This is a genomic window from Enterococcus sp. DIV1307a, assembly GCF_050537425.1.
Taxonomy (GTDB): Bacteria; Bacillota; Bacilli; order Lactobacillales; family Enterococcaceae; genus Enterococcus; species Enterococcus faecalis.
Map to the genome: position 1 here is coordinate 117,791 of NZ_CP172914.1, position 16,682 is coordinate 134,472.

Below are 16,682 nucleotides of genomic sequence, written 5' to 3' on the forward strand. Positions count from 1 at the left end.
CGCTTTCTTTTTAGGCGGATACACAAAAATGAACGGAGTGCAGAAAGGAATGGTGTTCAAAGTGGGGAACAATTTATCGACAAGAAAAGGAGAAAACAGAGAAACAATTGTCAGTTGGCTGGGTCTTTCGTTATTGGTTGGCTTGGCGTTTATCTTATTTAGTCTGTTTCATCAACCAATGATCAGCCAAGCCAATGAGCCGACCCAAGAGAAACATTTTATGGTTTATTATCGGGCTTGGCGTGACAAAACGATGCAAGGAGTTAATACAACATTGCCAGATGAAAATTGGCTAACGATGCACGATATTCCTTATGGTATTGACATTGTGAATGTCTTTAGTTATGTGCCAAAAGGACAAGAAGCACTTGCACAGCCATTTTATGATACGTTAAAAAATGAGTATGCGCCAGCACTGCATGCACGAGGTGTTCGTTTAGTTCGTGGGATTGATTACAGCGAGCTATTAAAAGTTCCTTACGCAGGAACAACGCCTACAGAAGCAGAATTTGATGCTTATGCGAAAGAGTTGTTAACCAAATTTGTCGATGATTTAGGAATTGATGGGTTAGATATTGACATGGAAACTCGTCCAAGTGAAAAAGATATTGTTCTATCTAATGGTGTCATTCGTGCATTATCAAAATACATTGGACCGAAGTCGGGAACGGATCGTCCATTTTTGTATGATACCAATGCAGAATATTTACCACCTTTACAAGATGTCAGTGACTGTTTCGATTTTCTCGCGTATCAACAGTATGGTAGCGATGACCAACGCACGCAACGAGCATTAAATAATTTAAGTCCGGTTCTCAATGGGGAACGATTTGTTCCAGGATTAACTTTCCCAGAAGAGCAAGATCGCAACCGCTGGTATGACACAAAAGAGCCGTATATGGAAAGTAACATGTATAAAGTAGCTCGTTATTCTTATGAAAATAATTTAGGGGGCATGTTCCTCTATGCCTTAGATCGCGATGGTCGCACCTATAATGAAGACGATTTAAATCAGATAAAACCTTCTAATTTACTTTGGACAAAAACGGCCATTGCAGAGAGTAAAGGCGTTTCTCTTGCAGAGATGAAAGCGGCTGCGCAACACTATTTAAAACGAATTAGCTACGCCAACACAGACCTTGAAGCACAAAATAAAGCCGCAGAAGCAGTGACACAAGCAACAACGCTTTATGATGTGAATAAAGCTATTTTAGGTGGCGATTATGGCCAAGGGCTTTCAAACACCTATGATGCTGAATTAGAAAAAGGCCTGTTAGCCATTGACTTAACCACTTTATATCGTGCGTTGGATCAAGCAGTTACAGCCATTGAAAAGGCAGAAAGTTATACACCAGAAACGATTCAAGCACTACAAACAACAAAAGAGACAGTCGCAACAGAACTTGCGGGAAAAACGTATACAGCCGCGCAAGTGACTACTTGGCAAACGGAGGTCCAAACAGCTTTGGATAATTTAAAAGAGAAACAAACACAACCTTTAAAAAGTGTCTTCTCCATTGATGCGGGAAGAAAATATTTTTCCGTGGAACAACTGGAAGAATTAGTGGCCAAAGCCAGTCAAAATGGGTACACAGATGTCCAATTAATTTTAGGAAATGATGGCTTACGGTTTATTTTGGATGATATGTCGGTCAATGTGAATGGTAAAAAATACAACCACAACCGGGTTTCAAAAGCAATCCAACGAGGCAACAACGCATATTACAATGATCCTAATGGCAACGCGTTAACACAAAAAGAAATGGATCGGTTGTTGGCTTTTGCGAAAGCGCGCAACATCAACATCATTCCCGTGATTAACAGTCCAGGACATATGGATGCGTTGTTAGTGGCCATGGAAAAACTAGCGATTAAAAATCCCGCTTTTGATGGCTCAAAACGAACAGTAGATTTAGGGAACCAAAAGGCAGTGAATTTCACAAAGGCGATTATCAGTAAGTACGTGGCTTATTTTTCCGCGCATAGTGAAATTTTCAATTTTGGTGGCGATGAGTATGCAAATGATGTCGACACAGGCGGTTGGGCGAAACTGCAATCTTCTGGGCGCTACAAGGATTTTGTCGCTTATGCGAATGATTTAGCTAAAATAATTAAAGATGCGGGCATGCAGCCAATGAGCTTTAATGATGGCATTTATTACAACAGCGACGATTCTTTCGGTACATTTGACCCAGAGATTATTATTTCTTATTGGACAGCCGGTTGGAGTGGGTATGACGTAGCCAAACCTGAGTACTTTGTTCAAAAAGGACACAAAATTTTTAATACCAATGATGCGTGGTATTGGGTCGCTGGCAATGTTGATTCTGGCATTTATCAATATGACGATGCTTTAGCAAATATGTCGAAAAAAGCATTTACAGATGTGCCAGCAGGTAGCCCAAATCTTCCAATTATTGGAAGTATTCAATGTGTTTGGTATGATGACCCTCGTCGTGACTATGATTTTGAACGAATTTATACGCTAATGGATACGTTCTCGGAAAATTATCGTGAGTATATGGTGGTTAAATAAAACTAGTTAAAGCTAACGAGTTATCTATAAAGACTGGCACGAATCAAGCTTGATTCGTGCCAGTCTTCTTTAACGGAAGAAGATTTGTTTGAGGGCCAACAATCAATTTAGGAATGCCTTATTGAAATGTTCCTGTTCTTATTGTAGACTGAAAGAAGTGGTGGTGGAAAGCTATCACCATTAATAGAAAAGCAGGAAAATAAAAAGGATCTTGTTGGAAGTTTAATGCTTGGAAATGTAAGCGGAATCATTTTTGTTGAAATGCTAAAAAAGGGAGTAGAGTTATGAGTAATGAAAATATCGTCTTAGCAAGAAATACAGAGCGTGCACCAAAGCATCCTCTCGCAGCCCAAACAGTCGCATTTTCCCACTATAATCATTTGTCGGCACAGTTACCTATTGAGCCAACCTCTGGACAATTGGTAGAAGGTGGCATTCGGGCCCAAGCGACACAATGTTTGAAAAATATCCAAGCGGTTGTTGAAAGTATCAACCATGTGATGAGTGACATTGTCAGAATGACCATTTTTGTCAAAGATATGCGGGATGCTGCCGCAGTTGAGGAGGTCTATGCGGCCTTGTTTACCTATTATTATCCTGCTAAAACAGTGGTCGCCGTCGCAGATTTGCCGTTAGGCGCTTCTGTTCAAATGGAGGCACTTGTTTCAAATGGGGAAGGAACTATCCCTAATGCACCTCAAGCTGGGGATTTAATTAAATTAACAAATCAGACTGTTCAGGCACCAATTGATGCTCTAGCCAGTCAAACGGTCGCGTTTTCTCATTATAACAATCTGTCTGCACAATTGCCTATAGATCCTCAAACGGGCAGAGTTGTGGCTGGCTGTGTTAAAACGCAAACAAAACAATGTTTGAAAAACATAAAAGCCATTTTAACCAGTATTGATGTGCCTTTTGATGATATTGTGAAGGTCAACATTTATTTAAAAGATTTATCTAAGCTGGAAGCTGTCAATCAAGTATATGCCGCTTTTTTCCCAGATTCAGGAATTGCGCGTACGGTCAATTACATGCCAGCACGAACAGTGATTGCTGTTGCTGATTTACCAATGGGCGCGGCGGTTCAAGTAGAAGCGGTGGTTTCTCATGGGGATGGTACGCCACCACAAGCGATTGAAGATCGACATGGATTAATTATTGAAGCAAATAATACAGATCACGCACCGAAGTGTCCATTTTCGACACAAACTGTTGCTTTTTCTCATTACAACCATCTATCAGCTCAGCTACCATTGGACCCTAAAACAAATGCGTTAGTCGCTGGCGGAATCAAGGAACAAACGACGCAATGTTTAGAAAACATCAAAGCGATTATTGAAAGTGTGGATCACAGCTTAGCTGATCTGGTGAAAGTGAATATTTTTGTGAAAGAGATTGAAGAGCTGGCGGTAGTAGATGACGTCTACCAAACGTACTTCCCTGAAGGCACGCCTGCCAGAAGAGTGATTGGTGTGACGGATTTACCAAAAGGTGCCCAGATTCAAATCGAAGCGATTGCTGGGAACGCAGAAGGTACGCCACCAATTGGCTAAACAGTAAAATAAACAAACGTCAGCTGGCTTCTGAAGCCAACTGACGTTTTTAGTATTTAGATAAATCAGTAAAGTAAGTTAGTTGCCATTTTTGTGTTTTTTTCGCGGTTTGATTAAGGTTTTGGCACCAAGAAGGATAAAAACGGGCCGCCATTTTGCCTTTTTGTTGGTGCGTTTTGAGAATTTTTTGTTGGATTAAACATTCTTTCGGCAGAAGAAAGAGACCTTGCTTTTCTTGATCGTCAATGACAATTGCTAACATTTCAGGGGCTTCCGTTGCATCAAAGGCTTCGTTCTGATTTTGTTGATTTTTTTCCCAGAAGGCTACAAAATAGCCTTCTTTTTTCGGCGTTTTTTTGGCTAAGCGACTGCGGATAAGTTGTTGCGATTCATTAACTTGACATAAAAAGCCTTCATATTCGGCATTTTGTTTTTCTTCGGAAAGCAGGGTGATCGCGCCCACTGCTTTTTCAAGTATTGGCAATGAATTCATAGGGAATGTCCTTTCTTTTCGTTTAATGTCGGTAAGAGTTCTTGGATAATGGTTAATCCTTTCGCCAATACCTCAAGCTGATTGGAGGCCAAGGAAATTCGTAAAAAAGTATCTGGCTGATTTTGCACAGTAAAGCGGCTCGAGTGAAAAAGACGTACCCCATTTTGGAGAAATTCTTGTTCAATTTGCGGCGCCGTTTTTTCGGTAGAAAGGGGAATAGTTCGGTAGTACGGCAAAGGATTGCTAGGTCTAGCTAACCCAAAAATGGTATCAAATAAGTCATTGGCTTGTTTTGTTAAAGCCAATTTTTCTATCACTAATTCTTCTGCAACTGGTGAGCGTAAGACTTGGGTGACAATTTCAGCATCAAAGCCAGAAGTTTTAACGTTAATGTTAAAAATCGCACGCTCTATTTCTTGGCGAAGAAGCGGAGGGAAAACAAGGTACGCAATGCGTAAGCCTGTGCAGACAAATTTTGTCATCCCCGCTAAGTAAATCGTTTGTTGAGGTAAGAGTTCTTGAAACGTTGGTAAAACTGCTTGCTGTGCATAAGTTGTTAAAAAAGAATGAATGTCATCTTCAATTACCCATAAGTGTTCTTGCTGAATGATTTCAGCTAAAGTCATTCGGCGGGCGCTAGACATTTGGAAACCAATCGGGTTATTACATGCGGGCATTAAGAAAATACCATGTATTTTTTTCTTTTTGCATTCTTGCAGTAAATGCTCTGGGTCCATCCCCTCGGAATCATAGCCAATCGGGACGATTTCTAAATGATAAAGCTGGGCGAGTTCAATAAAATTTGAATACGTGTATCGATCTACGGCAATCCGCTGACCTGGAGAAAAAGCGGCGGCTAACGTCACGGCCAGCCCATTCTGGACACCAGATACAATGGCAACTTCTTCGGCATTGGTCCGAACGCCTTGTGTCTGAAGCCATTCGGCAGCGGTTGCTCGTTGAAAGTGCGTACCTAAAGGATCGCGATAATTTAGCAAACTGTTAAGGGCCGCATTTTTACTAACGGATTCAATAAAAGGTAAAATCCGCTGATTACACATATCAAAGGAACTAACCAGCCCTAAATCAATTAGATGGTCCGCTACTTGGTTGGTAGAGATTGTAATTGAGTGAAACGCGTTGGGAGAAACGAAAGTGCCGCTACCGATGTTGGTATAAAGTAAGCCTTTTTCCATAGCGTGTTTATAGGCTTGACCAATCGTCGTGAAATTCAGATCCAAGTAATCAGCTAATTCTCTTTGCGAAGGCAATTTCACATTTTTTTGAAGTGCACCAGATAAGATATCCGCTTCTAATTGTTGAACCAATGATTGGTAATAAGGTCTTGTTAAACGTTCTTTAACAGGGCACCATGACAACGCATAGTTCTCATAGGAATTAATCGGCATGAGGGGAACTTCCTTTCTATAAAATTGTATTCCATACAATTATAACATTGAGTGTATTGTTTGTCTGGTTTATGATAGCGCAAAGGGAGGAATTCAGATGGACATTATTTCTTATGAGAGGGTTATTCAACAATTGTCGTTTTCCGAAGCAATTCAAGTGATGAAACGTTGCTTTGCAGAGTTGCAAAAAGGAAAAATTTCGCAAAGTGAGCGCCATGTAGAGGTTTTACCAGATGGGGAAAATCAGAATCTTTTTGCATTAATGCCTGCTTACTTAGGAAAAAATCGCTTTTTTGGGGCAAAAATCATTACAGCTTTTCCAGAAAATCCACAAAAAAATTTGGCCTCGCATCTTGGTCAAATTTTATTGTTTGATAGTTCTACTGGAAGACCAGTCGCGATGATGGACGCCAATGCGATTACGTGGCTTCGCACGGCAGCTGTTTCTGCTTTGGCAACCGATTATTTAGCAGCTCCAAAGGCAAAAAGTATCGCTTTGATTGGTGCAGGTCAACAAGCTTCATCTCATCTCGCAGCGCTACAAAGCGTTCGGGCGATTGAAAAGGTTTTTATATATGACCGCACAGCAGAACGCGCACGAAAATTAATCGCTAAGCAACAGCACAATTACCCCGAATGTACCTTTATTGGTTGTTCTTCTGTCCAAGAAGCCGTCCAGGAAGCGGAAATTATCTGTACACTAACTTCCAGTCAGGACGCATTTTTAGAAGAAAAAGACGTTTTGCCGAATGCCCATATCAATGCAATTGGTACATTCACGCCGACTTCCAGAGAATTAACAAGCGACCTTGTTAAAAACAGTCAAGTGTTTGTAGATGAGTACGCGGCTGCATTAAAAGAAAGCGGGGATCTTTTAATTCCGATTTCAGAAGGTGCCTTTTCAGCTGAAAAAATTGTAGGTTCTCTCGGCGAATTAGTCACTGGCAAAGTTAAACTAAAGGCGGAGCAGAAAGACCGCACGATTTTTGATGCGGTTGGCTTAGCAGTTGAGGATTTGTGTTGCGCGGAATACATTTATCAAAAAATACAAGGAGAGAATTAAAATGAGTTATCCCTATTATATTGTCGATGCTTTCGCGGAGGAAGTTTTTAAAGGCAATCCCGCCGCTGTTTATGTTTTGGAAAAATGGTTGCCAGAAGCGGTGATGCAAAACATTGCGATTGAAAATAATTTGTCAGAGACTGCTTTTACAGTCAAAGAGGGAAAAAGTTACGCCCTGCGCTGGTTTACGCCGGAACGAGAAATCGATCTCTGCGGGCATGCTACATTAGCGACGGCTTTTGTGTTATTTAACTATTATTCCGTTGCGGAAGAAACGCTTCATTTTACTAGTCAAAGTGGACCGCTCGCAGTGACCAAAAAAGAGGAATACTATTATCTAGATTTTCCTTATATCCTACCGGAAAGGATTCCAATTTTGCCAGAGTATGAAGCCGCTTTAGGCGTGAAAATTTATGAAGCGTATTTAGGCCGCGATTTATTTTTTGTCTTAAAAGACGAAGAGACAGTGGCAAAAATCACACCAGATTTTTCTGTATTAAAAGCATTGGATTTAGGAGTAGGAGTCATTGTAACGGCATCAGGAGACTCGGTGGATTTTGTTTCACGAACTTTTTTCCCGAAACTAAGAATTAACGAAGATCCAGTTTGTGGTTCTGCGCACGCCAATTTAATTCCTTATTGGGGAAAACGGCTCAATCAAACGACCCTTTCGGCCTATCAAGTGTCCCCAAGAGGCGGCTTTTTAACTTGTGAAGTGAAAGAAAATCGAGTCATTATTGGTGGCACTGCTAAACTATTTGCAAAAGGAGAAGCTTACTTGCCTGTATAAAAAGTACACCGTCCGCTAGCAATTCGTCGTTAGCGGTCGGTGTACTTTTTAAATAGAATAGTTGCGAGAAACAAAGGGAACTTCTTCACCATTTTCGAGCTGATTTAGATACAAAGCTAACATGAAAAAGTAACCTGAGAGTAAGTTGACTACATCATACAGCTGCGGATCAATTTTTTTACCACCATAGTCCATGCGATAAAGTAAACGAACAATATCTTTGGCTTTGGCTCTTAAAATGTGTGCATAAGAGGAACAGATTGTGCCCATCGGTAAAACAAAAGGACGATTTTCTTCGTATGTCAGTTCATTCATAGCATTGACATGTTCCAAAAGCCAGGCTATTTCTTCCTCTGTGACTGTTAATTTTGTTCGGGTCGTTGGATTGACATGGTAGATTAACTCGCAAATTTTGGCTAGTTCTTCTGTTAGTGCAGGCTGTTCAGGGACGTCTAATTGTTGCACATATCCTCGTAGAAGGCCTGTCATCGAGGCCAATTCATCAGTCATTAATTCAAAATCACATCGTAAATCTTCTGGTTTAGAAGATAGATACGGGTACGCTTCATACGGACTGCGGTACATTTTTTCCATTCAATTTCCCTACTTTCTAAAAATAAAAAGCCCTCAAAAAGAATGCACGAAAGCCAATCTTTTTGAGCGCCGTTGCTCGACTGTTCACAGTACACCATTGTACTTGCTAAGGTAATCATAGCCAAGAGTGAAGGGAGAGTCAAGGGGGAATCAAGGTTGGAGAAAGAAAATGAAGCTAAGAATTACCAAAAGTAAACCAATCAATAAACTGACAAGACCAGAGATTTGACCTAATCGTTGTTGGGTAGAAGAAGGTTGATTGGTAACAGTGAGCAAACTTGAGAAAAAGTTCATTTTTTTCACGAGTATTAAATACGCAACAATAAGCAAAAGAATACCCGAAAAAAGGTACGAAAGGGGCTCAGAAATAAATTTTTGGGCACGAAGTAAAAAAATTCCTATGAAGAGGACAACAAAACCATACTTAAGAAAAGTTTTTTTTGACATGTTGAAATCGCTTCCTTTTAATTGATGAATTTTATTAATAGCCACTATTCTTATGATTAAATTATAGGACTTTGAGGGCGGTGGAGCAAAGGAAAAATGGAGAATGGTGGGAGGAAAGTGTGACCAAACTGTGACCAATAAAAAATAAACGCTCATTAATATCTTGATACAACACGCTTTTTATTTATTGAGTACCATTTTGGCGGAGTATTTTTCTTTAATGCTTGATTGTTATTAAATACTATTTTTGTTTTTTCTACTGTATTAATTTTGATATTACCAACCATAAGCTCAGCAACATTTTCATCTGCACCACTCCATAAATGAGCGTAGTGCTGTAAGGTAATTTCTGGGCTAGAATGCCCAAAACGCTTAGATAAACTTAAAACAGAAACATTAAATTCATTTATAAGGTAAGAAGTATTACTATGCCTTAAGCTTGAACCCTTTTGATACCTGTTAAGGTTGCATAATTCTGGCAAGTGTTGATTTAATCATTGGCAAGCCATCATAAGTAAAGATAAAATCTGTTTTATTTCGAAGTCCAATAGGTTGTTGACGTTTTTGCCGATTTTTTAAAATACGGATTGTATCCTCATCTATTGAAGTGATTCTTCTGCCATCTATCGTTTTTGTATAAGCATTTTTAGTCCATTCTTTACAATTTTCAAGAATGAGCATATGATGAACTTATAAACGTTTATTTTTGAAATCGACATCATCCCACCAAAGAGCAGCACCTTTATTAACTCGAACACCCGTTATATAGTAAAGCCATAGCATGACAAAATTTAAGTGTTCATATAAATCCAAGATACAAATTTGTGAAATAATGGCTTCAAATTCTTTTTTAGTCCAATACGGAACAATTGCTTTGCCTTTAGGAATTGCTTTTGTCTTTTTGGAAATGTTAATTTCCAAAAAGTCCATCTGTTTTTTCACGTACAGCGAAGTTACTTGCTTCAACAGAAGATTTATAAATTGGAATATAGTGTTCTGTCATGAATTGATAATGGTTCATGTGATAGTTCGTACAAGCGTGTGCTTTGTGATATTCTCGTTTAATACAATACGAGTAAGCTCTAAATAGGCTTCTCTTGCGGATAAAAAAGGTTTACCGAGTTTGTCTTTTCGCCCTTTCTTTCTAATTCTTTTACCGCTGAATTAATCCTATATTTTACTCCAAAAAGCTCTGCGTTTCACTTTTCTAAGCATCAAGTATATTTGCTGTTTTTTCAGATTTTATGAAAATAACAACTGGTGTTGATGGGTTATTATCAATATAATCTATACATTCCTGCACACCTGATTCTTTCATAACAGAAATTGCGAGATCATGTAAAGAATCTAAGTTATGTACTTCTTTTTCGACAACAAAATATTTCAATGAATCTTTATCGGGATTTTGATTCAATAATGTTACCATATTTAAATCAATAATAATCTTCATTTTTTGTTAACGTTTCCTTAACGGTTTTGTATTTATATATTGGTAACTCTATAATATATATTCTTATTAAGTCAGTATAAAAAGTATATTTCAATAAAAATCAACATATTTTTTGTTGTAATTTTAGTTTTGTGTGACTAATCCGTGAAATTCACTAAAAACTACACATTGTTACATAATATGGGTTTGAATGTTAGGGAAATCTAATTTATTTTTCATTTAAATCTAGAAGCCGTCGGTATCTTTATTCCATTCCTTTAAAAAAGCGCCTAACTCTTCCTCAAATTTCTGTTTCTGTTTTTCATTTAAATCAACTAGAATACTATACAATTTTGATTCAATTTCAAAATATACATTATTTTCAGTTTCTTGTTCCAAGATAGAATAAATATAAAGAACTTCATGACCGTATTCAAAATCATCTGAAATATTATAGTTGTTAACAATTTGTAAGATTTGCGTTCTGTTTAGACTTGAGTCATCATTATTTTGTTTGAGAGAATAATCAATAATTTTTCTTGTCGCAATTGTAATACTTTCAAAATCGTTATTAATTCTATAGTTTTGAGTTTGCATTATGCCTGTTGAATGAATTTTTGTTGAATTTTTATAAAGAATATTTTCAATAAATCTAAATAATTTAGGTCTACTGTAATTTTCATAAATCATTATGGAATATAAAATGGTAATCAGTTTTTTTTTGTTTTTAACGATATAATTATTAATGTTTTTTTGGCTAACTATAAATTCAAATTCATATTGAATATGCTTATTGTATTTTTTATAAAATTTATTGAATTGATATATAATGTATTTTTTTCTATTGCTTGTATTTTCTCTAGAATTAAAATAATTCATTATTCTATTTTTAAATATACTATATAAAAATAGAATAATTAATAAAAACAACTCATTTCGGAATTCTTCTATTGGAATAAAAAAAGATATATTTTTACTTATGAATTGAGAGAAAGCTATATATGTTACTGTTAATGTTAGAAAAACTAACGTTAACTCATACTTAACATTTAATAATCTAATTCTACCAAGAAATAATCCAATGACAAGATAACGTATTAGGAGATAACCGATGACTATATAGTACATATAGTGACTAAATTTAAAACCTAGAAAAAATTCATTTATAATTAACATGTATAAATTAGGTAAAAACATGTTATAAATTATATTAAAACCAGATGTTGTCTCATTTTTATTAAAAGAAAACTGGTCATAAGAATCGTCTAAGATTGCTAGATTGGATATTCTTACTCCTAGTATTTGCATTAAAAAAAATAAGACAATTGAGTTTATAATAATAAATATAACCATAAAATTCTCCTAACGTTAAAAATGCTTTTTATTAATTATTCTTTATTTTTATGTTGCTTATAAATAAAAAACTAGGAAAACAGATTGCAAATACCTATAATTCCAAGTTTTTATTCATTTCTCTTGGCGGGATTTTTGGCGGGGAATCATTCCAATTCCCGCCAAAACATACCTTCCTATAACTCGTAAATCCGATTAAATCAGCGTAAAAACTTCAATTTTATTATATTTTTTATTCCCACTCTAACCAATCCGCTACTTAAAGAAAGGCCTGTAGCGTTATATTAGAGTCATATTTAATTTTCAGCGGTCACATTGAGGGTTACATTACACTTTAAATTCTACCTGACTGTATTCATTATTTCAAGATAAATAAATAGATAGTAGGTGTGAGAATATAGATGAAACTTTCTTAGATGAGGTTACATCGAGGGTTACAAAAATTAATAGCTTACTCTTTTTAAACGTAACAAACCAAGTATTAAATCGAAATAAATTATAATTATAGTCTGTACTTAAATAAATCTAATGTAAATGTGCTAATCATACTTTTGAATCTCAATTCTTGATTTGGGCTCATACATCCTAAAAAAGCTGTTGAAATTAGCTCTTTTTCGCTTAGAGTTAACATTTTATCAATTAGTGTGGGAGAGAAATAAACGTTTTCGCTATACTCTGCTAAACAAAAAGTCAAGAAAGAGAAAAGTTTTTCATCATCTTTACAAGAGGCTAAAGATTTGATGAAGTTCTCATAACATTCATCTTCTTTAAATCTGGAAACTATAATAATAGTTTCAGTTTCTTTAGGGATTACAGATAAATAAATACTTGGAACATATATAGATTCGTCATAATTATAAATATCAACGGTAGCCTTTCCTTCTATATCAACACATACTGCAATAGCAGTCGTTGCGGTAAATGCGGTTTTAAAAGGTAAAACTTTAACAAAATTTTCTAATCTATCAAAATCACGGGATTCAAAAATACTTTTAAATCGATTATAATCGACTTCCATATCTCTTATACTTAGTTCGTTTCCTCTATAATTATTCGATATTTGCTTGTTTCTCGTGGCTTCGGGTGATCTCTTAAAGAAAGAAGAATAATTTTTTTTAAGTCTGTATTTTCTGTGAGCTTCAAAACAGTGTGCTCTAAAAGCGAACCAATAATTTTGCTCCGCCTTTCCCTCGAAAGGAACATCTTCTATTATTTTGAAGTATTCTTCATCATGATACTTACAAAAACCGTTAAAGACACTTGCTTGTTTTTTACCAACTTTTTTAAATTCTAATTTTGGAGTTAAGGAATTTTCTTGAAAGTTCATCTCTAACATATAAACATGATTTTCATCAGCAATTAGATTTAAAACACCGTTATTTTGTAAAGAATGTGCACCTATATAACCATAGTTACAATTAGTATCAAATCCAAAGCACGTTTTAAAATCTGTATCTCTAAAGTGCTTATGAGCTTCTGAATAGAGTCTTTTGGCATTATAGTTTTGATTATTAGTTATGTTTTTACTTTTAGCGAAACAACAAAACTTGTACTTTTTTCCACTTTCACAAGGACAAGATTCGTAAGGGGGAAATACATAAGGCTTAGTCGTATATGGGTTCATAAGTATCCTCCTTTCATACTAATAGTATGAATTTGTCTTACATTATGTAAGTATATCAAAATAGAAGGAGAGTAACAACACTCCTCCTTCTACACTATTGTTAATTAAATTTTATATTTTGATTGCCAGTGAAATTAATTTGATTTTCTTTTGAGGTTTCAATTTTTATGCTACTAGTGATTTTATCAGCAATAACATAATCTCTATTAGGATACATATGAGAGTAATGCTTTAATGTAATCTCTGGACTTGAGTGTCCTAATCTGCGACTTAGCATAAGGATATCTACATTAAACTCATTTATCAACCATGAAGCATGAGAGTGGCGGAGAGCTTTAATCTGAATCTTATGAACACCGGCAAGTTTAGAATAGCGTTCAATAATTCTAGCAATTGTGGACTTCTGCATAGGTTTGCCATCATAGCTGAAAATGAAATCAGATTTGCATTGTGTTGTTTGGCGCTTCTTCCATTCAGTGAGTATTTTAAGTGTGTCATCATCTAATGAAATAATTCGTTTACCAGCATCTGTTTTTGTATAATTTTTCCGAGTCCAAGTATTTTTATTTTTGAAATCTAGCATGTGATGAACTCGCATTGTTTTCTTTTTACAGTCGATATCATTCCAATACAAAGCACAGCCTTCATTTACTCGAATTCCTGTAGTGAAATATACCCATAACATAATGAAACTTAGATGTTGATAAAATTCATCAATACAAATTTGTTTAATAACTTGTTCAAATTCTTCTCTAGTCCAATAATCTACATTTTTCTTTTAAAGTTTGGACAGTGGAATCAATTCTTTCAAGTGAGTGAGCAGTAACACTTAATGAATCAATAAAACCATTACTACTGCTCGCATATGGGACTGCTTTTGACACATCAACAATTTTGATTTCATCTTCAAGCTCAACATCTGGTTTCTGTGAAGTTTTAACTGTGAACTTTTCAAATTTGTTTGTGGCTGGTTTTTCTGTATCTCTTGTATAAGGATTGATATCTTTCAGAATAACTACTGACGTTGACCATAACCCATCTGTAGCCTGTGCGGATTGTTTTGGTAGTGAAGCAACTTCTAGTTGCCAATTTTCAATAATACCTGTTTGGAGTGTTAAAATTTGTTGTACTTTTTTCATGTGTAAAACCTCTTTCATTATCATATTTTTATATTTTGGGCGTCACTAAATAGGCCTCAGAACTATCTTCTAACAGCTTCTCGCCTCCTTTTTGAAGGTCTTTTATTTAGTTTTTGACTTTTTAGTGATACCTTATAAATCAATTATATATTACTGAGTTTCTTTGTATATAGCTTAAAATTTTCTAATCACAACCATTTATGGATTTAGGTATCAATAGAAGATAGTTAAATCTCAAATATTACAATTTTGTTACAATTTTTGAGGAAATGACATCACTAAACAGACCTAAGAACATCTTCTAATAGATAGAAACTTTATTTTCAAAGGATTTGGAGTTGGTTATTCATCTTTAAACGTTGACCGTGTAATACATTATACACAGATCGCTGTATATGTATAGGGTTAAAATGAATTTATTTTGAAAAAGTTTCAAGACGCTATTTCTCTAGTTTATATGGCGGCTAAGGCCACAACGAATTTATGTTCAAACTGGTATTGTCGGTTTTACCAAAAGGGAAATACACATAATTATCAAAAAGTTAAAAAGTTAAAGTTGAGTTTATATAGAATCGTTTGCGCTATGAAAGAAACTTTCTTGTTATTCGATAAAGTATCCGCTATAATTATTTTGTAGTATAGATTATCTGATATCAAGACCGTAGGAGGAAGAATAATGAATGTAGGTTCGTTTATAAATAGATTCGTAAATCATCCTGTGTTATTCATTGGAGCTGGATTTAGTCTGCGATATTTAGAGAACTCTTATACATGGGAAGGCTTATTGAAGCACATTTCATATGAATTAACGGGAAACAATGAAACGTTTTTAGATTTAAAATCAAAATCGCAAAATTCTGATGGAACATTTTCATATGAAAAGATAGCTAGTGACATTGAAAGGTTATTTAATGATAGTCTTTCACAAGACAGAGATGGTAAATTTAAAGAAATTAATGACATATTTTATGAAAATATGGAGGAGGGAATTAACCTCAGCAGGTTTAAGATATATATATATCTAAATTGCAAAGCGATTTGAGTATTAGGAAAGATAAACAAGAGGAAATAACTGCGCTAAAGAAAGTCAGAAAAAATATTGGTTCCACAATTACAACCAATTACGATGGGTTGATTGAACGTTTATTTGAATTTAGTCCACTTGTTGGCAATGATATTTTATTGAGTAATCCATACGGTTCAGTGTATAAAATACACGGTTGTGTATCTGAGCCAGACAAAATAATTATTACAGATGAAGACTATGCTTTGTTTGATAAGAAATACGAATTAATACGAGCACAACTACTTTCTCTATTCATTCATAATCCAATTATATTTATTGGATACAATATAGGGGATGATAACATACGAAAATTATTAAAAACTGTTTTTACGTATGTTCCTCCAAATTCTGAAGTTGCTCAGAAAATTAAATCTAATTTTTTGGTTATTGAGTATGATGAAGACTCAACTAATTTAGAAGTGCATGACCATGATATAGTTCTTGAAGATATGGTCACAATACGTGTTAATAAAATCAAAACCGACAACTTTTTGGAAATTTATAATTCGCTTGCTTCCATTCAATTACCTGTTTCAGCAATGGATATTAGAAAAGTTCAAAGTGTTGTTAAGGAGATTTATGAAGGTGGAAACATACAAGTAAGCATTGTAGATGATGTAAACAATTTGAAAAACGATGAAAAAGTTTTAGCAATAGGAAATATAAATCGAATAAGTTACGAGTATCAAAGTACTGGAGAATTGATGGAAAACTATTTCAAAGTAATTGAAGAGGATAACTTTCAACTTCTTCAATTAATTGACAAATATACTATTCAAAGAGAACAATTTTTCCCGATTTTTGCTTTTTCAAAAATCAACACTAATATCAAATGTATGGACAAACTAAAAGAACAACAAAAAACAAAACTAAGAAATACTTTAGAAAGAATACCTGAAAACCAGCGAATTTCTGATAATACAATTGAGCAAATTTCAAAAAATGAAAATGTACCTCTATCAGGTAAAACAAATTCCATAGTTTATGCTATTTTAAAAGAACAATTAGATAGTGAAGATGTTGAACAGTATCTTATGAAATTGTCTAATAAACAAGATACTGAATACCGTAAAGTTTTATGTGCATATGATTTTATAAAGTATAGTGAAGATAAAACGTTATAAAAAATAAATTTGAATAACTCAGTTAAGACGTTTACATTAGAGCGTCTTTTTCTGTGTTGTTA

At 35.1% G+C, this 16,682-nt stretch carries 14 protein-coding genes and 2 pseudogenes; 6 read left to right on the forward strand and 10 right to left on the reverse strand.

The genetic code is table 11. The annotated features are described in order from the left end of the window. The first annotated feature begins 28 nt into the window (after window positions 1–28). Both IGL90_RS00520 and IGL90_RS00525 read left to right on the forward strand, forming a co-directional pair. On the forward strand, window positions 29–2,536 hold the full coding sequence (locus tag IGL90_RS00520; protein ID WP_002381355.1) for an EndoS/ChiA family endoglycosidase: 2,508 nt from the start codon (window positions 29–31) through the stop codon (window positions 2,534–2,536). Window positions 2,537–2,820: 284 nt separating this feature from the next. Beyond that, window positions 2,821–4,089 carry a RidA family protein gene (locus tag IGL90_RS00525; RefSeq protein ID WP_048738097.1) on the forward strand — a complete coding sequence of 423 codons (1,269 nt, stop codon included), beginning with the start codon at window positions 2,821–2,823 and terminating at the stop codon, window positions 4,087–4,089. Window positions 4,090–4,138: 49 nt separating this feature from the next. On the opposite strand, the gene IGL90_RS00530 is transcribed toward IGL90_RS00525, so the two are convergent. Together IGL90_RS00530 and IGL90_RS00535 are read right to left on the reverse strand one after the other, a co-directional pair. After that, window positions 4,139–4,582 (reverse strand): MepB family protein, encoded by a 444-nt coding sequence (locus IGL90_RS00530; RefSeq protein WP_010707963.1) that lies wholly within the window; start codon window positions 4,580–4,582, stop codon window positions 4,139–4,141. Next, window positions 4,579–5,991 carry a PLP-dependent aminotransferase family protein gene (locus IGL90_RS00535; RefSeq protein WP_048738099.1) on the reverse strand — a complete coding sequence of 471 codons (1,413 nt, stop codon included), beginning with the start codon at window positions 5,989–5,991 and terminating at the stop codon, window positions 4,579–4,581. The genes IGL90_RS00530 and IGL90_RS00535 overlap by 4 nt, the downstream gene beginning before the upstream one ends. A 97-nt stretch (window positions 5,992–6,088) precedes the next feature. Here IGL90_RS00535 and IGL90_RS00540 point away from each other — a divergent pair, with 97 nt between their 5' ends. Then, window positions 6,089–7,054 carry an ornithine cyclodeaminase family protein gene (locus IGL90_RS00540; RefSeq protein WP_002379243.1) on the forward strand — a complete coding sequence of 322 codons (966 nt, stop codon included), beginning with the start codon at window positions 6,089–6,091 and terminating at the stop codon, window positions 7,052–7,054. A gap of 1 nt (window position 7,055) precedes the next feature. Next, on the forward strand, window positions 7,056–7,844 hold the full coding sequence (locus IGL90_RS00545) for a PhzF family phenazine biosynthesis protein (RefSeq protein WP_048738102.1): 789 nt from the start codon (window positions 7,056–7,058) through the stop codon (window positions 7,842–7,844). A 48-nt stretch (window positions 7,845–7,892) separates the two neighbouring features. Here the strand turns inward: IGL90_RS00545 and IGL90_RS00550 are convergent, their stop codons facing one another. The 8 genes and pseudogenes from IGL90_RS00550 to IGL90_RS00585 form a co-directional block, all read right to left on the reverse strand. Next, window positions 7,893–8,438: an ATP:cob(I)alamin adenosyltransferase gene (locus IGL90_RS00550; RefSeq protein WP_048738104.1), complete on the reverse strand. Its 546-nt coding sequence runs from the start codon at window positions 8,436–8,438 to the stop codon at window positions 7,893–7,895. Window positions 8,439–8,588: 150 nt separating this feature from the next. Further along, window positions 8,589–8,930 (reverse strand): hypothetical protein, encoded by a 342-nt coding sequence (locus IGL90_RS00555; RefSeq protein ID WP_048738149.1) that lies wholly within the window; start codon window positions 8,928–8,930, stop codon window positions 8,589–8,591. A gap of 110 nt (window positions 8,931–9,040) precedes the next feature. Continuing rightward, window positions 9,041–10,046: pseudogene (locus tag IGL90_RS00560) on the reverse strand (tyrosine-type recombinase/integrase); the annotation flags it as partial. A gap of 46 nt (window positions 10,047–10,092) precedes the next feature. After that, the gene (locus IGL90_RS00565) at window positions 10,093–10,335 is read right to left on the reverse strand and encodes a hypothetical protein (RefSeq protein WP_048738106.1); all 243 of its coding nucleotides are present in this window, start codon (window positions 10,333–10,335) and stop codon (window positions 10,093–10,095) included. Between the two features lie 225 nt (window positions 10,336–10,560). Next, window positions 10,561–11,667, reverse strand: a complete 1,107-nt coding sequence (locus tag IGL90_RS00570; RefSeq protein ID WP_048738107.1) for a hypothetical protein — start codon at window positions 11,665–11,667, stop codon at window positions 10,561–10,563. 502 nt (window positions 11,668–12,169) lie between these two features. Continuing rightward, the gene (locus IGL90_RS00575) at window positions 12,170–13,291 is read right to left on the reverse strand and encodes a YecA family protein (RefSeq protein ID WP_048738110.1); all 1,122 of its coding nucleotides are present in this window, start codon (window positions 13,289–13,291) and stop codon (window positions 12,170–12,172) included. 100 nt (window positions 13,292–13,391) lie between these two features. Next, window positions 13,392–14,069, reverse strand: a pseudogene (locus tag IGL90_RS00580) (site-specific integrase); the annotation flags it as partial. Further along, entirely contained in the window at window positions 14,044–14,430 is a 387-nt protein-coding gene (locus IGL90_RS00585; protein WP_048738113.1) for a hypothetical protein, read from the reverse strand. The gene IGL90_RS00585 and the pseudogene IGL90_RS00580, both read right to left, overlap by 26 nt. Before the next feature lie 676 nt (window positions 14,431–15,106). Here IGL90_RS00585 and IGL90_RS00590 point away from each other — a divergent pair. Continuing rightward, window positions 15,107–15,472 (forward strand): hypothetical protein, encoded by a 366-nt coding sequence (locus IGL90_RS00590; RefSeq protein ID WP_202574148.1) that lies wholly within the window; start codon window positions 15,107–15,109, stop codon window positions 15,470–15,472. Next, a complete protein-coding gene (locus IGL90_RS00595) occupies window positions 15,469–16,620 on the forward strand; it encodes an SIR2 family NAD-dependent protein deacylase (protein WP_202574149.1) in 1,152 nt (383 codons plus the stop codon). The genes IGL90_RS00590 and IGL90_RS00595 overlap by 4 nt, the downstream gene beginning before the upstream one ends. Window positions 16,621–16,682 lie beyond the last annotated feature (62 nt).

Coding starts and splice junctions, on each gene's coding strand:
- IGL90_RS00525 (WP_048738097.1), top strand. CDS start 2,821: ATGAGTAATGAAAATATCGTCTTAGCAAGAAATACAGAGCGTGCACCA.
- IGL90_RS00585 (WP_048738113.1), bottom strand. CDS start 14,430: ATGAAAAAAGTACAACAAATTTTAACACTCCAAACAGGTATTATTGAA.
- IGL90_RS00545 (WP_048738102.1), top strand. CDS start 7,056: ATGAGTTATCCCTATTATATTGTCGATGCTTTCGCGGAGGAAGTTTTT.
- IGL90_RS00570 (WP_048738107.1), bottom strand. CDS start 11,667: ATGGTTATATTTATTATTATAAACTCAATTGTCTTATTTTTTTTAATG.
- IGL90_RS00575 (WP_048738110.1), bottom strand. CDS start 13,291: ATGAACCCATATACGACTAAGCCTTATGTATTTCCCCCTTACGAATCT.
- IGL90_RS00530 (WP_010707963.1), bottom strand. CDS start 4,582: ATGAATTCATTGCCAATACTTGAAAAAGCAGTGGGCGCGATCACCCTG.
- IGL90_RS00590 (WP_202574148.1), top strand. CDS start 15,107: ATGAATGTAGGTTCGTTTATAAATAGATTCGTAAATCATCCTGTGTTA.
- IGL90_RS00520 (WP_002381355.1), top strand. CDS start 29: ATGAACGGAGTGCAGAAAGGAATGGTGTTCAAAGTGGGGAACAATTTA.
- IGL90_RS00540 (WP_002379243.1), top strand. CDS start 6,089: ATGGACATTATTTCTTATGAGAGGGTTATTCAACAATTGTCGTTTTCC.
- IGL90_RS00535 (WP_048738099.1), bottom strand. CDS start 5,991: ATGCCGATTAATTCCTATGAGAACTATGCGTTGTCATGGTGCCCTGTT.
- IGL90_RS00550 (WP_048738104.1), bottom strand. CDS start 8,438: ATGGAAAAAATGTACCGCAGTCCGTATGAAGCGTACCCGTATCTATCT.
- IGL90_RS00565 (WP_048738106.1), bottom strand. CDS start 10,335: ATGAAGATTATTATTGATTTAAATATGGTAACATTATTGAATCAAAAT.